Consider the following 18,639-nt stretch of genomic DNA (forward strand, 5'->3'; position numbering starts at 1 on the left):
TGAGGTAGTCGCGAAGTTTCTGCTCGTTGTTCATGTCTACCTGCCGAGTTCGTTGTCAAGTGCTGCGAAGAGTTCGTCGTCGGTCGCCAGGTCGATGTCGGCGCCGTCGGGGCCGCCGTCCATCGCCCGGAGCAGGCCGCGCAGTCGCGCGGTGTACCTTCCTGCCGGTCCGTCGCTGTCCGACGCGCCGGAGGCCCAGAGAGCGGCCTCGAGTGTGTCCAGGGCCTCCTGGACCGGGTCCGCCACTTCGCCGACCAGCTCGCCCCGCAGGTGTTCGGCGACGGCTTGCGTGGTCGGGTGGTCGAAGACGAGCGTGCTGCTCAACCGCAGCCCGCTGGCGGTGTCCAGCCTGTTGCGGAATTCGACCGCGGTGAGCGAGTCGAAGCCCAGGTCCAGCAGTCCGCGCTGGACGTCGATCGTCCGCGGGGCCGGGTGGGCAAGGACGATGCCGACCTGTTCCCTGACGAAGTCGAGCAGCAGCTGCTGCTGCTGCGCCTCGCTCAGGCCCGTGAGCCGCTGCGCCAGCGGGATCTCCGCCGGAGCGGAGGTGCGCCGGCCGGCTCGGCGCTCAGTGCGCACCAGGCCCCGGTACAGCTCGGGCAATGCGTCCCCGAGGCCCCGCAGTACCGCGAGGTCGAGTGCCACCGGCGCGAGCACCGGTCGGATCCCCGCCCCGCCGCCGGCTTGTGGCGCCTTGGCTCCGGCCAGGGCCGTGTCGAGGGCCGCGAGTGCCCGGTCGGTCGGCATCGGCAGGATCCCGTTGCGTGCGAGCCTGGCCCGGTCGGCACGGTCGAGGTCGCTCGCCATGCCGTCCTGCCACATGCCCCAGGCGAGGGACACGGCGGGCAGGCCCTCGGCGCGCCGGTGTGCGGCGAGCGCGTCCAGGAAGGTGTTTCCGGCGGCGTAGTTGGCCTGTCCGGCGTTGCCCACCAGGCCGGCGACGGAAGAGAAGAGGACGAAGTCCGTCAGCTCCAGTCCGGCGGTCAGCTCGTGCAGGTTCCAGGCGGCTTCCACCTTCGGCCGCAGGACCCGGGAGAGGCTCTCCGGGCTCATGGCCTCCAGCGTGGCGTCCTCGACGACTCCGGCCGCGTGCACGACCGCGGTGAGCGGGTACTCGTCCGGGATCGAGGCGAGCAGCCCGGCCAGCGCGTCGCGGTCGGCCGCGTCGCACGCCGCGACCCGTACGTCCGCGCCGAGCGCCGTCAGTTCGGCGACCAGGTCCTGCGCCCCGCCCCGCCGGCTGGTGAGCAGCAGGCGACGGGCGCCGCGGCCGGTCACCAGGTGCCGGGCGACCTGGGCTCCGAGTGCGCCCGTGCCACCGGTGATCAGCACCGTGCGCTCCGGGTCGAACGCGTCGTCCACGTCCGGGGTACGGACCGGGTGCGGGACCTTGGCGAGCCGGGTCACCCAGGCCTGTCCCCCGTGCAGTTCGAGCTGCGGCCGGGGGTCGGCCAGGGCCGCGGCCAGCAGCTCGCGGCCGGCCGGCAGGCCGTCCGTGATCACGTGCTGGAAACGTCCCGGGTGTTCCGACTCGGCCGTCCGCATCAGCCCGGAGAGTGCGCTGTGCGCCAGTTCCCCGGTGCTGACCACGGCGAGCCTCGCTCCGGCCGGCGCGTCGGTGGCGAGCCACTGCCGCATGACCGCCAGCACCTCCTCCGTGACCCGGCCGGTCTCCTGCGCCGTGGCCGGGCGTACCGGGAGGACGACCACGTCGGGTGCGGCCGCGCCGTCCGCCGTCGAGGCGGCCAGGTCGGCGAGGTCGGCGTGGTGCTCGGCAACGAGTCCGAGGTCGGCCCCGCCGAGGACCACGATGGTCGTGTCGCCACCGGTGGGGAGTTCCACACCGGCCCGCTCCACCGCGTACACGTGCTGGTCGGAGGGGCGGGTCAGCGCGGTCCCCGCCGGCAGGGCCCGCAGGGCGAGCGATGCGACGGTGGCGACCGGCGCGCCCGTCTCGTCGGCGACGGCGACCGCGACCGTTCCGTCCGGGCCGGTCGACAGCTTGACCCGCAGGGTGCCGGTCCGGGACCCGGTCAGCTGGACGCCGCCGAAGGAGAAGGGCAGCCGCAGTTCGGCCGACTCCTCCAGGAACAGTGTGTGCAGCGCGGCGTCGAACAGTGCCGGGTGCAGGGCGAATCCCTCAGGGTCGACGGACGTCCGTACCTCGGCGTAAAGGTCCTCGCCCGAGCGCCATGCCGCCTGGAGGCCCTGGAAGGCGGGGCCGTAGCCGTAGCCCTGGTCGGCGAGGCGGTCGTACAGGTCCTCGACCGGCTGGGTTTCGGCGCCGGCCGGAGGCCAGGACGCGAGGTCGGGTTCAGGGCCGCCGGGAACGGCGGCCACCACGGTGCCGGTGGCGTGCCGGTTCCAGACGTCGCCTTCCCGGTCCCCGCGCGAGTGAACGGCGACGGGCCTGCGGCCGTCCGCGTCGGGGCCGCCGACGGTGATCTGGAGCTGGAGCGCGCCCTCGTCGGGAAGGACCAGGGGTGCCTGGAGGACGAGTTCCTCCAGCCGCTCGCAGCCGAGTGCGGCGCCCGCGTGGAGCGCGAGCTCCACCAGGGCCGTGCCCGGGACCAGCAGGGTGCCGGCGACGGCGTGGTCGGCGAACCAGGGGTGGCTGCGGGCCGAGATCCGGCCGGTGAACAGGACCCCGTCGGAGTCGGCGAGCGCAACCGCGGCCCCGAGCAGCGGGTGCCGTGCGGAGTCGAGTCCGGCCGAGGTGACGTCGCCGCCGCCGGGCCCCTCCGCGAGCCAGTAGCGCCGGCGCTGGAAGGGGTAGGTCGGCAGGTCCGCGGCCGGTCCGGCGTTCTCGCCGAACAGTGCGCGCCAGTCCACCGGCACGCCCCGTACGTGGGCGTGGGCCAGGGCGGTGACGGCGGTGTGCGGCTCGTGGCGCCCGCCGCGCAGCACCGGGACCAGGAGCGATCCCGCGTCGAGGAAGTCCTGCCCCATCGCGCTGAGCACGCCGTCCGGGCCGAGCTCCAGGAAGGTCCGTACGCCTTCGGCCTCCAGGGCGCGTGCCGCGTCCAGGAAGCGCACGGGCCGGCGGACGTGCCGGACCCAGTACTCGGGCGTGGTCAGTTCCTCGGCGCCGACCGGCTGCCCGGTCAGGGTGGAGACGATCGGGATGGTGGGCGCGGCGAACGTGAGCCCCTTCGCCACCGTTTGGAATGCGTCCAGCATCGCGTCCATGTGCGGGGAGTGGAAGGCGTGGCTGACGCGCAGCCGCTTGGTCTTGCGTCCCCGGGCGGCGAGTTCGGCTCCGACGGCCTCGACGGCTTCCGCGTCGCCCGAGAGCACCACGGAGGCGGGGCCGTTGACGGCGGCGATGCCCAGCAGGTCCTCCCGTCCGGCGAGCAGCGGCAGCACCTCCTGCTCCTCGGCCTGCACGGCGAGCATCGCGCCGCCGCCGGGCAGTGCCTGCATCAGCCGGCCGCGGGCCGCGACGAGCTGCGCCGCGTCCGCCAGCGAGAGGACGCCGGCGACGTGCGCGGCGGCCAGCTCACCGATGGAGTGGCCCGCGAGGAAGTCCGGCCGTACGCCCCAGCCTTCGAGGAGCCGGAAGAGCGCGACCTCGGTGGCGAACAGGGCGGCCTGCGTGAAGCCGGTCTGGTCCAGCGGCGCCGGGTCCTCACCGAAGAGGACGTCGAGCAGCGGCCTTTCCAGCCATGGGTCGAGCTCTTCGCATACGGTGTCCAGGGCCTCGGCGTAGGCGGGGTAGGCGGTGTACAGCTCCCGGCCCATGCCGAGTCGCTGGCTGCCCTGACCGGTGAAGAGGAAGGCCGTACGGCCGTCCACGGGTGTACCCCGCACGGTCGGCGCCGCGAATCCGTCGACCGCTTCGGCGGCGGTGGAGGCCACCACCACGGCGCGGTGCGGCAGTCCGGCCCGTCCGACGGCCAGGGTCCGGCCCGTCGATGCCAGGTCCTGCTGCCCGGTGTCGGCGAGGGCCGCGCCCACCCGGTCGGCCTGTGCCAGCAGGGCCGCGTCGTTGTGCGCGGACAGCAGCAGCGGCACGACGGGCATCGGCTCGGCTGGCGGGAGCGTCCCCTCGGCCGGCGGCTGCTCCACGATGACGTGGGCATTGGTACCGCTGATGCCGAAGGAGGACACGCCTGCCCGGCGCGGCCGCTCGGACTCGGGCCACGGCACCGCCTCGGTGAGCAGTTCCACCTCGCCGGCGGACCAGTCCACGTGCGGGCTGGGCTCGTCGATGTGGAGGCTCTTGGGGAGCACCCCGTGCTGCATCGCCATGACCATCTTGATGACGCCGGCCACACCGGCGGCGGCCTGGGAGTGTCCGATGTTGGACTTCAGGGAGCCCATCAGGAGGGGCGACGGGCGCTCCTGCCCGTAGGTGGCGAGTACGGCCTGGGCCTCGATCGGGTCGCCCAGCGTGGTGCCGGTGCCGTGGGCCTCCAGCGCGTCGACGTCCGCGGTGGTCAGGCCCGCGCTGGTCAGGGCTTGGCGGATCACCCGCTCCTGGGCGGGGCCGTTGGGGGCGGTGAGGCCGTTGCTCGCACCATCCTGGTTGACGGCGGTTCCGCGGATCACGCCGAGGATCCGGCGGCCGTTGCGCTGGGCGTCGGAGAGCCGCTCCAGCAGGAGGATTCCGGCGCCTTCGGCCCAGGCCGCCCCGTCCGCCTGCGCGGAGAAGGACTTGCACCGGCCGTCCGGTGCCAGGCCGCGCTGCCGGCTGAACTCGACGAACAGGGTGGGCGCGGCCATGACGGTCACACCGCCGGCCAGGGCCAGCCCGCATTCGCCGTTCCGCAGCGCCTGCGCGGCGAGGTGGACGGAGACGAGCGAGGAGGAGCAGGCGGTGTCGACGGTGATCGCCGGTCCCTGCAGGCCGAGGGTGTAGGCGACGCGGCCGGAGGCGACACTGACCGTGCTGCCGACCGACAGGTAGCCCTCCAGGGCCTCGGGGGCGTCCTTCAGGCGTGCCGCGTAGTCGTTGGCCATGACACCGGCGAACACACCGGTCTGGCTGCCCTTGAGCGAGGTCGGGTCGATGCCCGCGCGCTCGAAGGCCTCCCAGCAGATTTCCAGCAGCAGGCGCTGCTGCGGGTCGATGGCGGTGGCCTCCCGGGCGCTCACCCCGAAGAGCTCGGGGTCGAACTGCGGAGCCTCGTAGAGGAATCCGCCGTGCCGGGTGTACGAGGTGCCCATGTGGTCGGGGTCCGTGTCGTACAGGCCGTCCAGGTCCCAGCCGCGGTCGTTCGGGAACGGGCCGATGGCGTCCCGCTCGTCGGACAGCAGCGCCCACAGCTCCTCGGGGGAGCTGACCTCGCCCGGGTAGCGGCAGGCCATGGCGACGATCGCGATCGGCTCGTCGCAGGCTCCGACGACCGGTTCGGCCACGGTCACCGCGGCGGCGGCCGAGCCGAGCAGTTCGGTCCGCAGGAAGCCGGCCAGCTCGACCGTGCTCGGGTGGTCGAACACCAGCGTCGCGGGCAGCTTCAGACCTGCGGCCGCGTTCAGCCGGTTGCGCAGTTCCACCGACTTGAGCGAGTCGAAGCCCAGGTCGTTGAAGGACCGGTCGGGCGCGACCTGGTCGGCGTCGGTGTGCCCCAGTACGGAGGCGACCACGCCGCGGACCAGTTCCAGCAGCGCGCGCTCCTGGTCCTGGAGGGCCAGGGGCGCCAGGCGTTCCCGGAGGGAGTTCCCGCCCGCCTGCTCGCCGACGGCGGCGCGCCGCGCCGGGCGCACCAGGCCGTGGAAGAGCGCGGGCAGGGTGCCGTCCTCGCTCTGTGCCCGCAGTCCGGTGTAGTCCAGCAGCGCCGGAACGAGCACCGGCCCACGGGTCGCGAGGGCCGCGTCGAACAGCGCCAGCCCCTGCTCGCTGCCGATGGGGGCGATGCCGCCCCGGGACATGCGGGCGAGGTCGGCGTCGGTCAGGTGACCGGTCATCCCGCTGCCCTCGGCCCACAGGCCCCAGGCCAGCGACGTACCGGGCAGGCCCAGGGCCTGGCGGTGGTGCGCGAGGGCGTCCAGATAGGTGTTGGCCGCGGCGTAGTTGGCCTGTCCCGCGGTGCCGACCGTACCGGCCAGCGAGGAGAACAGGACGAACGCGTCCAGTTCCAGGTCGGCCGTCAGCTCGTGCAGGTGCCGGGCGGCATCGACCTTGGGGCGCAGTACGGTGTCGAGCTGCTCGGCCGTGAGGGCGTGCAGCGTGCCGTCGTCGAGGACGCCGGCGGTGTGCAGGACCGCGGTGAGCGGGTGCTCCGAGGGGATCGCGTCCAGCATCGCGGCGACCGCCATGCGGTCGGCCGTGTCACAGGCGACCACGGACACGTCGGCTCCGTGGGCCGTGAGTTCGGCCTCCAGCTCCGCCATGCCCGCCGCGCCCCGGCCGCGGCGGCTCGCCAGCAGCAGGTGCCGTACGCCGTGTTCGGCGACGAGGTGGCGGGCGAACAGCCGGCCCAGGGTGCCGGTGGCGCCCGTGATGAGCACGGTGCCCTCGGGGTTCAGGGCGGGCACGGTGTCGCCCGTCGTCGGCGACTTGACCAGCCGCGGTACGAGCAGTGCCCCGTCCCGCAGGCTCACCTGCGCGTCCGGTACGGCCAGCGCACGGCCGAGCTCGGCCTCGGAGAGGTCCCAGTCCGTCAGGTCCAGCAGGCCGAACCGGTCGGGGTTCTCGGCCATGGCGGTACGCACCAGCCCCCAGACGGGAGCCGAGCCGAGTCCGGCCTCCGTGCGGGCGGTGGTCGCGTCACGGGTCACGAAGACCAGGCGCGAGTCGGCGAACCGCTCCTCGGCGAGCCACTCCTGGGCCAGCCGCAGGGCCCGGTGTGCCACGGCGCCGGGGCCGTCCTCGCCGGGGAAGGGGACCACGACGAGCGGCGGGGCCGCGGCCATGCCGGCGAGGTCCGAGTAGCTGCCCAGAGGGGCGGGCAGACCGTGGCCGGACGCGTCGAGGACGGCCCATCCGGCGGCCGGGGCGACCTCCGGGGCGGTCGTCCACTCCACCTGCAGCAGCGGCTGGCGGGGGGTGCCCGAGCCGGCCAGCTGCGCGGGGTCCACGGCCCGCAGGCCGAGCGTCTTCACCGACGCGATCGGCGCACCGCTCGCATCGGCGAGGGACAGGGCGGCACCCGAGCCCTCCGGGGTGATCCGTACGCGCAGCACGCTGGCGTTCACCGCGTGCAGCCGAACGCCGGTCCAGGCGAACGGCAGCACCAGGCGGCCGTCCTGCGCGAGCGCCAGCGGGTGCAGGGCGGCGTCGAGGAGGGCCGGGTGGATCCCGAACTCGCCCGGGGGGACGTCGTTGGGGAGCGCGACCTCGGCGAACATCTCCTGGCCGGCGCGCCACAGCGCCCGCAGGCCCTGGAAGGCGGGTCCGTACTGGAAGCCCCGCTCGGCGAGCGTGTCGTACGCCGCCGTCAGGTCGACCGGCTCGGCGCCGGCCGGGGGCCAGGCGGAGTCGGCCGGTACGCCCGCACGTCCTTCCGCATGACCCAGTACGCCGGTGGCGTGCAGGGTCCACGGGTGGACCGCGGCGTCGTCGGACTCGGGCTCCGGGCGGGAGTGGACCGACAGCGCGCGCCGGCCCTCCTCGTCCGGAGCGTCGACCACGACCTGGAGCTGTACTGCGCCGCGGCCGGCCAGCACCAGCGGTGCCTGCAGGGTCAGCTCGTCGAGCTGCTCGAGGCCCGTGCGGTCACCCGCCCGGATGGCGAGGTCCACGAAGGCGGTACCGGGGAGCAGCACGGTGCCGGCCACGGCGTGGTCCGCCAGCCAGGGCTGCGTGTTCAGGGCGATCCTGCTGCTCAGGACCAGCTTGTCCTCGTCGGCCATCCAGAGCGCGGCGCCGATGAGCGGGTGCCGCTCGGCGGCCATGCCGAGCCCGCCCGCGTCCCCGGCCGGCGCCGGGCCCTCCAGCCAGTGGCGCCGGCGCTGGAAGGGGTAGGTCGGCAGGTCGACGACCGCGCCGGGTCCGCCGACCACGGCAGCCCAGTCGAGCGGGGCACCCGAGACGTGGGCCTGCGCCGCGGAGGCGAGGAAGTCGTCGAGTCCACCCTCGTCGCGGTGGAGCGAGGGCACGGTGACGGCGCTGTCGTACGACGTGTCGTCGATCGTCTCCTGGAGCGCGATGGTCAGCACCGGGTGGGCGCTGGCCTCGATGAAGACGCGGTGGCCCTGGTCGAGCAGGGTCCGGGTGGCCTCCTCCAGCTGGACGGTCTGGCGCAGGTTGCGGAACCAGTACGAGCCGTCGAGCTCGGTGCCGTCCAGCGGCTGCCCGGTGACGGTGGAGAGGAAGGGCACCTTGACGGCGCGCGGGGTGAGCGAGGACAGGGCGTCGAGAAGCTCGTCCCGCAGGCTTTCGACGTGCGCGGAGTGGGAGGCGTAGTCGACCGGGATGCGCTTGGCGCGCATCTTGTTGTCCTTGCAGTAGGCGACCATCTCCTCGAGAGCGGTCACCTCTCCGGCGACCACCACGGAACGCGGGCCGTTGTGTGCGGCGATGTCGATGGCGCCGTCCCAACGGGTGATGAGCTCGCGGACCTCGTCGGCCGGCAGGGCCACCGAGACCATCCCGCCCGTACCCGCCAGCTTCACGATCGCCCGGCTGCGCAACGCCACGACCTTCGCCGCGTCGTCCAGCGACAGCGCCCCCGACACCGCGGCCGCCGCGATCTCACCCTGCGAGTGGCCGATCACCGCATCCGGCTCGATACCCACCGAACGCCACAGCGCGGCCAGGGACACCATCACCGCCCACAGCGCCGGCTGCACCACCTCCACCCGATCGAAACCGGGTGCACCCTCCACACCGCGCAGGACGTCCAGCAGCGACCAGTCCGTGAACGGCGCCAGCGCCCGCTCACACTCCACCAGCCGGGCGGCGAACACCGGGGAGGAGTCGAAGAGTTCCAGAGCCATGCCCTGCCACTGCGAACCCTGACCCGGGAACACGAACACCGTCTTGCCCGAGCCCGTGACCGCACCCTGCACCAGGTTCGCCGCGGACCCGCCCGAGGCCAGCGCCTCAAGACCCGCCAACAGCTCATCTCGGCCGGCGCCCGAAACCGTCGCCCGGAAGGGGAGGTGCGGGACCCGGGTCGCGAGAGCCGAAGCCACCCGCGCCGAATCGACGATCTCCGAGGCCAGCAGCTCACGCACCTGGCCGGCACGCGCCGCCAGGGCCGCTTCGCTCTTCGCCGAGACCACCAGCGGAAGCCCCGCCACCACCGGCTCACCGGCCACGACCGGCTCCGGGCCCTGCTCCAGGACCACATGCGCGTTCGTACCACTGATACCGAACGAGGACACGGCCGCGCGACGCGGACGCGCCACCTCCGGCCACGCCCGACGCTCGGTGACCAGCTCCACCGCACCCGTCGACCAGTCGACGTGCGGCGTCGGCTCGTCCACGTGCAGCGTCGCCGGAAGCTCCCCGTTGCGCATCGCCATCAGCATCTTGATGATGCCCGCGACACCCGCGGCAGCCTGCGTGTGACCGATGTTCGACTTGATCGATCCCAGACGCAGCGGCTCTTCGCGGTCCTGGCCGTAGGTGGCCAGCAGCGCGTTGGCCTCGATCGGGTCACCGAGCCGGGTACCGGTGCCGTGCGCCTCGACCGCGTCCACCTCGTGCGGAGCGAGGCGGGCGTTGGCGAGGGCCTGGCGCATGACGCGTTCCTGCGAGGGCCCGTTGGGGGCGGTGAGGCCGTTGCTCGCACCGTCCTGGTTGACCGCGGAACCACGGATCACACCCAGGATGTTGTGCCCGAGCCGCTGAGCGTCCGACAGACGCTCCAGCACCAGCACGCCCGCGCCCTCGGCCCAGCCCGTACCGTCCGCCGAAGCCGCGAACGACTTGCAGGTCCCGTCCGGCGACAGACCGCGCTGACGCGAGAACTCGACGAAGGTCGTCGGCGTGGACATCACGGTGACACCGCCGGCGAGTGCCATCGAGCACTCGCCCTGGCGCAGCGCCTGAGCGGCCAGGTGCACCGCCACCAGCGAGGAGGAACACGCCGTGTCCAGCGTCACCGCCGGCCCCTCGAGACCGAACGTGTAGGCAACCCGACCCGACAGGACACTCGCGATCGTGCCCGTCAGCAAATGCCCCTCGAAGCCCTCCGGAGCACTCCCCAGCCGCGACCCGTAGTCGTTGTACATCACACCCGCGTAGACGCCGGTCGAGGAACCGCGCAGCGAGGCGGGGTCGATTCCCGCACGCTCCAGCGCCTCCCACGCGACCTCCAGCAGCACACGCTGCTGCGGGTCGGTCGCGATCGCCTCACGCGGGCTCAGACCGAAGAACTCGGCATCGAACTCCGCCGCCTCGTAGAGGAATCCGCCCTTGCGCGTGTACGACTTGCCGATCTTCTCGGGGTCCGGGTCGAAGAGGCCTTCCACGTCCCAGCCGCGGTCGGACGGGAACTCGTCGATCGCGTCCCGGCCCTCCGCCACGAGCCGCCACAGATCCTCCGGCGAGGAGACCCCGCCCGGGTAGCGGCAACCCATGCCGACCACGGCGATCGGCTCGTCCAGTCCCGGGGCGTGGGCGACCACCGACGGGACGACGGCCGTTCCGGTCTCGTCGAGCCGGTCCAGCAGGAAGTCCGCCACCGCCTGGGGCGACGGGTGGTCGAACACGAGGGTGGTGGGCAGTCGCAGACCGGTCACCGAGCCCAGCCGGTTGCGCAGTTCGACACCCGAGAGGGAGTCGAAGCCGGTGTCCTTGAAGGCCTTGGCCGGGTCGATGTCGGCGTTGGCCCCGTGCCCGAGAACCAGCCCCACGGTCTCCCGTACGGTCTGGAGTACGGCCTGCGCCCGCTCCTCCGCGGCCAGCGCGATCAGCCGCTGGACCCACGACGAGTCGGCGCCGCGGGCGGCGCCGGCCGCCTGCCGGCGGCGGACGCGGACCAGGCCGGTGAACAGCTCGGGGAGCGCGTTCTCCTCGGCCCGGGCGCGCAGGGCGCCCAGGTCGAGTTCGGCGGGGACCAGCAGCGGCTCCGCCGAGGCGAGCGCCGCGTCGAACAGATCGAGACCCAGCTCCGGGGTCAGCGGGACGATTCCGCTCCGCTTCCACCGCGCGACGTCGGCGTCGGCGAGGGTTCCGGCCATGCCGTCGGCGCTGTCCCACAGGCTCCACGCGAGGGAGGTGGCGGGCAGGTTCCGGGCGCGGCGGTGCCGCGCGAGGGCGTCGAGGAAGGTGTTCGCGGCCGCGTAGTTGGCCTGGCCGGCGTTGCCCATGAGACCCGCGATGGACGAGAACATGACGAACGAGGCGAGGCCGAGGGACTCGGTGAGGCGGTGCAGGTTCCAGGCCGCGTCCACCTTCGGGCGCATCACCCGCTCCAGCCGACCGGCCGACAGCATCGCGACCGTCGCATCGTCCAGGACACCCGCCGTATGCACCACGGCAGTCAGCGGACGCTCGACCGCGACCTCGTCCAACAGACCCGCAAGCGCGTCGAGGTCCGACACGTCACACGCCGCAACCCGAGCCCGCGCACCCAACTCCGCCAGCTCCGCCACGAACTCGGCAGCACCCGGAGTCTCACCACCACGACGCGACACCAACAGCAGGTGGCGCGCACCGTGATGCGTCACCAACCGGCGCGCCACCAGACGGCCCAGCGTACCCAGAGCGCCGGTCACCAGGACCGTACCCTCCGGATCCAGGCCCTCCACCGCACCCGCCACGACACCCGCGGCACGCGCCAGACGCGGCACGAACAACTCGCCGCCCCGCACCGCCACCTCGGGCTCACCCGAGGCCAACACGGCGGGCAGCAGTTCCAGACCCCGCTCGTCCACGTGGGCGAGGACCAGTCGGTCGGGCTGCTCGGTCTGCGCAGTGCGGATCAGGCCCACGAGCGGGGCCGTGTGCAGCGCGCCGTCCGGCACGACGAGGACGAGGCGGCGCTCCGCGAACTGCGGGGCGGCCAGCCATTCCCGCACCGCCTCCAGCCCGCGCGCCGCCGTGGCGTGGGTCCGGTCGAGCACATCACCGGTGGTGGCGACGGCGAGCTCCTGCTCGCCGATCACCACGAACTCCGGTACGGAAGATCCGGCGTCGACCGCGGCGCCGAGCGCGGCGAGGTCGGCGTAGGGCGTCTCGCCCAGCCGGACCCACCGCTGGTCGGCGACCGGCTCGGCCGTCGGGACGGCCTCCCAGGCCAGCCGGTACAGGGACTCCACGGCCGGGCCGGCAGCGGCGAGCTGATCGCGGGCGATCGGCCGCAGGGCGACCGACTCGATCGTCGCCACCGGAGCGCCGGCGCCGTCGGCGAGAGCGAGACGGGCCGTGTCCTGGCCGGTACGGGTCCAGCGGACGCGCAGCACCGTGGCGCCGACCGCGTGCAGCACGAAGCCCGAGAACGAGAACGGCAGACGGATCGTGCTGTCGTCCTGCGCCGAGGCCGCGGCCTCCAGCACGAGCGGGTGCAGCACCGCGTCGAGGAGGGCGGGGTGCACGCTGAAGCGCGCGGCCTCGGTGTGGAGCTGGTCGGGCAGGGCGACCTCGGCGAAGAGGTCGTCACCGGCGCGCCAGGCGGCGCGCAGACCGTGGAAGGCCGGCCCGTAGCCGTAGCCCAGGTCGTCGAGGCGGTCGTAGACGCCGTCCAGCGGGATGGGGGTGCCATCGGCCGGGGGCCACTGGTCGAGGGAGACGCCCGGCGAGGGGACGGAGGACGTGAGCAGGCCGGACGCGTGGGCGGTCCACTGCTCTTCGCCGGTCCGCGAGTACACGGTGAACTGACGGTCGCCGCGCGCGTCGGCCCGGTCGACGGTCAGCCGCAGCTGAGCGCTCGTCTTCTCCGAGAGGATCAGGGGTGCCTGGAGGGTGAGTTCCTCGACGGCGGCGTATCCGAGCTGCTCGGCCGCGGTGCCCGCGAGCTCCAGGAACACCGTCCCCGGAACCAGGACCGTCCCACCGATCGCGTGATCGGACAGCCACGGATGCGAAGACAACGACACCGAAGCCGAGAACTGCACCGCGTCACCGTCAGGCTCCGTGATCACCGCAGCCAACAACGGATGATCCACAGCCGTCAGACCCAGACCCGCCGCATCACCGGAACGCGGCGCGTCCAACCAGAAACGCTCACGCTGGAACGCGTACGTCGGCAGCTCCACCCCACCGGAACCCGGCAGGAACCCCTCCCAGTCCACGCCCACACCATGTGCGTGCACGGCGCCCAGGGCGGCGAGGAGGGAATGCTTCTCGGCGCGGTCCTTGCGCAGCACCGGAACCACGACGATGCCCTCGGTGTCGGCCAGGCACTCGCCCGTCAGACCCGCAAGCGTCCCGTCGGGACCCAGCTCCACGAACGCCGTCACACCAAGACCGGACAGCGTGGCGATGCCGTCGGCGAAACGGACCGCCGAACGGGCCTGAACAGCCCAGTACTCGGCGGTGAACTCCTCGACCACCTCACCGGTGACATTCGAGACGACCGGGATCCGGGGAGCCGAATGGGTCAGGGTCCGGGCGACCTCGGTGAGCTCCGCCAGCATTCCGTCCAGGTGCGCGGAGTGGAAGGCATGGCTCACCTTCAGCCGCGTCGCCTTCACACCCTCCCCGCGAGCCAGCTCCAGGATTTCGAGCACGGCCGTCTCGTCACCCGAAATCACGGTGCCGGCAGGGCTGTTGAAACCGGCCACATCCACACCGGAACGACCCTCGAGCCACCCGGCAACGCGCGCTTCACCCGCGTTCAGGGCAGCCATCGCCCCACCCTCGGCAACACCCTCCATCAGACGCGCCCGCGCACACACCAAACGCGCGGCGTCCTCGAGGGACAGCACACCCGCCACATGGGCCGCCGCCAGCTCACCGACCGAATGGCCCACCAGATAATCCGGGGTCACCCCGTAATGGGACAGCAGGCGGAACAGGGCCACCTCGACCGCGAACAGCGCCGGCTGGGTGAACAGCGTCCGCTGAAGCAGCTCCGGCTCACCCTCGATCACCCCGGCGAGCGAACGGTCCAAGTGGGCATCCAGCGCCGCGACGACCTCGTCGAACGCAGCCGCGAACACCGGCTCCGCCGCATACAGCTCACGGCCCATGCCCACACGCTGACTACCCTGCCCGGAGAACAGGAACGCGACCGAGCCTGCCGAGACGGCCTCGCCCGGGGTCAGCGCCCGCAGAGCGTCCAGGAGGTCCTCACGGGTCTCCCCCACGACCACCGCACGGTGATCGAAACGAGCGCGCGATACGGCCAGCGAACGGCCCACGGCCACGACGTCCAGCTCCGGCCGCTCCTCCAGGAACGACACCAGCCGATCCGCCTGCTCCGACAGAGCAGCCCGCGACTTGCCCGACACCACCCACGGCACCGGACCCGACACCGACGGTTCCTCCGCCGGAGCTTCGATCTCCGTGACCTGTTCGACGATGAGGTGAGCGTTGGTACCGCTGATGCCGAAGGACGAGACGCCCGCCCGGCGCGGACGGTCGAGCTCCGGCCACTGCCGGGCCCGCGTCAGCAGCTCCACCGCGCCGGCCGACCAATCGACGTGCGAGGTCGGCTCGTCCACGTGCAGCGTCGCCGGGAGGACCCCGTTACGCATGGCCATGACCATCTTGATCACGCCCGCGACACCCGCCGCGGCCTGCGTGTGACCGATGTTCGACTTCAGCGAGCCGAGTCGAAGCGGCTCTTCGCGGTCCTGGCCGTAGGTGGCCAGGAGCGCCTGCGCCTCGATCGGGTCGCCGAGCTTGGTGCCCGTGCCGTGCGCCTCCACCGCGTCCACCTCGGACGCCGACAGGTGGGCGCCGGCCAGCGCGGCGCGGATGACCCGCTCCTGCGAAGGCCCGTTCGGGGCCGTCAGACCGTTGCTCGCACCGTCCTGGTTCACGGCGGAACCACGGATCACCGCGAGCACCTGGTGTCCGTTGCGCTCCGCGTCCGACAGCCGCTCCAGCACCAGCAGGCCCACGCCCTCGGCCCAGCCCGTGCCGTCCGCCGACGAGGAGAACGCCTTGCACCGCCCGTCCGGCGACAGCCCGCGCTGCCGGGAGAACTCCACGAACATGCCGGGCGTGGCCATGACGGACACACCGCCGGCGATGGCCACGGAGGACTCGCCCTGGCGCAGCGACTGCGCGGCGAGGTGGAGCGCGACGAGCGAGGACGAGCAGGCGGTGTCGACCGTCACCGCCGGGCCCTCCAGCCCGAAGGTGTAGGCCAGCCGGCCCGAGGCCACACTGGCGGCGTTGCCCGTCAGCAGGTAGCCCTCGTATCCGCCGGACGGCTCGTGCAGCCGCGGCCCGTACTCCTGCGCCGTCGCGCCCACGTACACACCGGTGCGGGTGCCGCGCAGCGCGGCGGGGTCGATGCCCGCCTGCTCGAAGGCCTCCCAGGCCGTCTCCAGCAGCAGCCGCTGCTGGGGCTCCATCGCCGCCGCCTCACGGGGACTGATGCCGAAGAACTCGGCATCGAAGCGGTCCGCGTCGTGCAGGAAACCGCCTTGGGTGGCGTAGGTCTTGCCGGGGCTGTCCGGATCGGGGGTGAAGAGCGAGTCAAGGTCCCAGCCTCGGTTGGTCGGGAATCCGTCGACCGCATCGACCTCGCCGCTGACCAGGCGCCACAGGTCCTCAGGAGAGGCGACCCCTCCCGGCAGCCGGCATGCCATGCCCACGATCGCGATCGGCTCGTCGAGGGCTATGGCCTCGTACTCGTCGTCATCCTGGCCGTGGCCCTGCTCCAGGCCGAGGAGCTGATCACCGAGGTGTTCGGCGAGCACGGCCGGGGTCGGGTAGTTGAAGAGGAGGCCGGCGGGCAGCGAGAGCCCGGTGGCCGCATTGAGCGCGTTCCGCAGTTCGACGGACGAGAGGGAGTCGAAGCCCAGGTCCTTGAAGGTCGTCTCGATGTCCACGTCGCGCGCCGATCCGTGGCCGAGCACTGCTGCCACGTGCGCACGCACCAGTTCCAGCTCATCGCGGCGCGGCGCGGACCGCTTCGGACCGCTGCGCCTTGCCGCGGCGGTCCGGACCCGGACCGGCCCGGTCGCCGAACCGTCCAGCCAGAAGGGCTGACGCTGGAAGGCGTACGTGGGCAGGTCCACCAGGCCCGACCCCGGCAGGAAGCGCTCCCACTCCACCTCCACACCGTTGACGTGCGCCGCTGCGACCGAGGCCAGGAAACGATCCCGTCCACCGTCGTCGCGCCGCAGCGATCCGACGACACCCATGCCGCCGACACCGGCCTCTTCGGCCGTGTCGCCGAGGGCCGAGGTGAGCACCGGGTGGGCACTGACCTCGATGAAGACGCGATGCCCGTCGCCCAGCAGAGCGCGGGTGGCCTCTTCCAGCTGGACGGTCTGGCGGAGGTTGCGGAACCAGTACCCGCCGTCGAGCTCCTCACCGTTCAGCGGCTGCCCGGTGACAGTGGAGAAGAACTTGATGTCACCGGCACGCGGCGTGACACCGGCGAGCAGCTCCCGCAGCTCGTCCTCCAACGAGTCGACGTGGGAGGAGTGAGAGGCGTAGTCGACCGGAATGGTGCGGGCGCGGTATCCCTTGACGTCAGCTTGCGCGACGAGGTCGGCCAGGGCCTGGGGGTCGCCGGAGACGACCGTGCTGACGGGGCCGTTGTGCGCGGCGATATCGATCGCGCCGCCCCCATCGGCGATGAGCTCGCGAACGTCGTCGGCCGGGAGGGCCACCGACACCATCCCACCCGTACCGGCCAGCTTCACGATCGCCCGGCTGCGCAATGCGACGATCTTCGCCGCATCCTCGAGCGACAACGCACCGGCAACCACGGCCGCCGCGATCTCACCCTGCGAGTGACCGACCACCGCATCCGGCTCGATGCCCACCGAACGCCACAGCGCCGCCAGCGAGACCATCACCGCCCACAACGCGGGCTGCACCACATCCACCCGGTCGAAATCAGGCGCACCGTCCACGCCGCGCAGCACATCCAGCAGCGACCAGTCCGTGAACGGCGCCAGAGCCTGTTCGCACTCCACCAGCCGCCCCGCAAACACCGGGGAGGAGTCGAAGAGCTCAAGCGCCATGCCCTGCCACTGCGAACCCTGACCGGGGAAGACGAACACCGTCTTGCCCACATCACCCGGCACCGCACGACCCGACACCACACCAGCCGCAGGCACACCCGCGGCCAACGCCCGAACACCCGCCAAAAGCTCCTCGTGCGTCTCCCCCAGCACCACCGCACGGTGATCGAAACGGGCACGCGACACCGCGAGCGAACGACCCACCGCCGCGACATCCAGCCCCGGACGCCCCTCCAGGAGAGACACCAGCCGCCCTGCCTGACCGGCCACAGCCTCGGCCGACTTGCCCGACACCACCCACGGCACCACACCCGAGCCGGACCCGGCGCCGGGCGACTCCTCCTGCGCCGCCGACTCGGTGCGCCAGTCCGAAAGCACGACGTGGCAGTTGGTGCCGCCCACACCGAACGAGCTGACACCTGCGTAGAGCGGCTCGTCCGGCCGCGGCCACGGCTCGAGGCTTCGCTGCACGGCGAGCTTCAACTCGTCGAATGCAATGTCCGGGTTGGGGGTTTCGAAGTTCAGGCTCGGCACGAGCTCGCGGTTGCGGATGCAGAGCGCCGCTTTCAGCAAGCCGACGATGCCGGCGGCACCCTCAAGGTGTCCGACGTTGGTCTTCACCGATCCGACCCGCAGCTCGGTTCCGTCCACGCGGCCGTCACCGAGCACCGCGCCCAGGGCCGACGCTTCGATCGGGTCGCCCAGCTTGGTACCCGTGCCGTGCAATTCGACGTACTGCACCTGCTCCGCGGACACCTTGGCGCGCTCGTACGCCTGCTGCAGGACGTCCTGCTGGCCGGCCGGACTCGGTACGGTCAGACCCTCGGTCGTCCCGTCGTTGTTCATCGCGCTGCCGTGCAGCACGCAGTAGACCGGGTCGCCGTCTGCTACGGCGGCGTGCAGCGGCTTGAGCACCACGAACGCGCCGCCCTCACCGCGTACATATCCATTCGCCCTCGCGTCGAAAGTGAAGCTGAGACCGTCTGGTGAAAGTGCGCCGAACCGCTCCGCGCCGATGGTGCTGTCCGGCACCAAATTGAGGTTGACACCGCCGGCGATGGCCATGGCGGACTCGCCGCGGCGCAGGCTCTCGACTGCCAGGTGCACAGCGACCAGCGAGGAGGACTGGCCGGTGTCCACGGCCGCGCTCGGTCCGTGCAGACCCAGGGTGTAGGAGATCCGGTTGGCAATGACGCCGCGGTTGAGACCGGTCAGGGTGTGGCGGGTGATGCCTTCGACCCCGTGCTGATGCGTGAGGGCGGCATAGTCGTCGGCGATGACGCCGACGAAGACACCGGTCCGGCTGTCGGCAAGATCGGACGGGAGGATCCTGGCGTCCTCCAGTGCCTCCCAGGCGAGCTCGAGCATGAGCCGCTGCTGCGGATCCATCGACGACGCCTCGCGCGGGCTGATGCCGAAGAAGCCCGCGTCAAAGCCGCTGACGTCCTCGAGATAGCCCCCCGGCCGAGAGGGCAGGTCGGGGCGGCCTGCCGGGGGCGCGCCAATCGCACTGCGGCCGTCGCGCAGCAGCTGCCACAGCTGAGCGGGGTTCTCCGCATGCGGCAGTCGGCAGGACATACCGACGATGGCGATCGCCTCGGTCGATGTCGAAGTGTCCGCTTGGAATTCAACCATGTCGAGCTGCCCTAC

Annotated in this window: 1 protein-coding gene; it reads right to left on the minus strand. The window is 72.5% G+C overall.

The window, feature by feature from the left end:
- Nucleotides 1–36 precede the first annotated feature (36 nt).
- Nucleotides 37–18,624, minus strand: a complete 18,588-nt coding sequence (locus OG299_RS15650) for an SDR family NAD(P)-dependent oxidoreductase (protein WP_327361800.1) — start codon at nt 18,622–18,624, stop codon at nt 37–39.
- Nucleotides 18,625–18,639: the final 15 nt, after the last annotated feature.

The sequence above is a fragment of the Streptomyces sp. NBC_01296 genome, assembly GCF_035984415.1.
Taxonomy (GTDB): Bacteria; Actinomycetota; Actinomycetes; order Streptomycetales; family Streptomycetaceae; genus Streptomyces.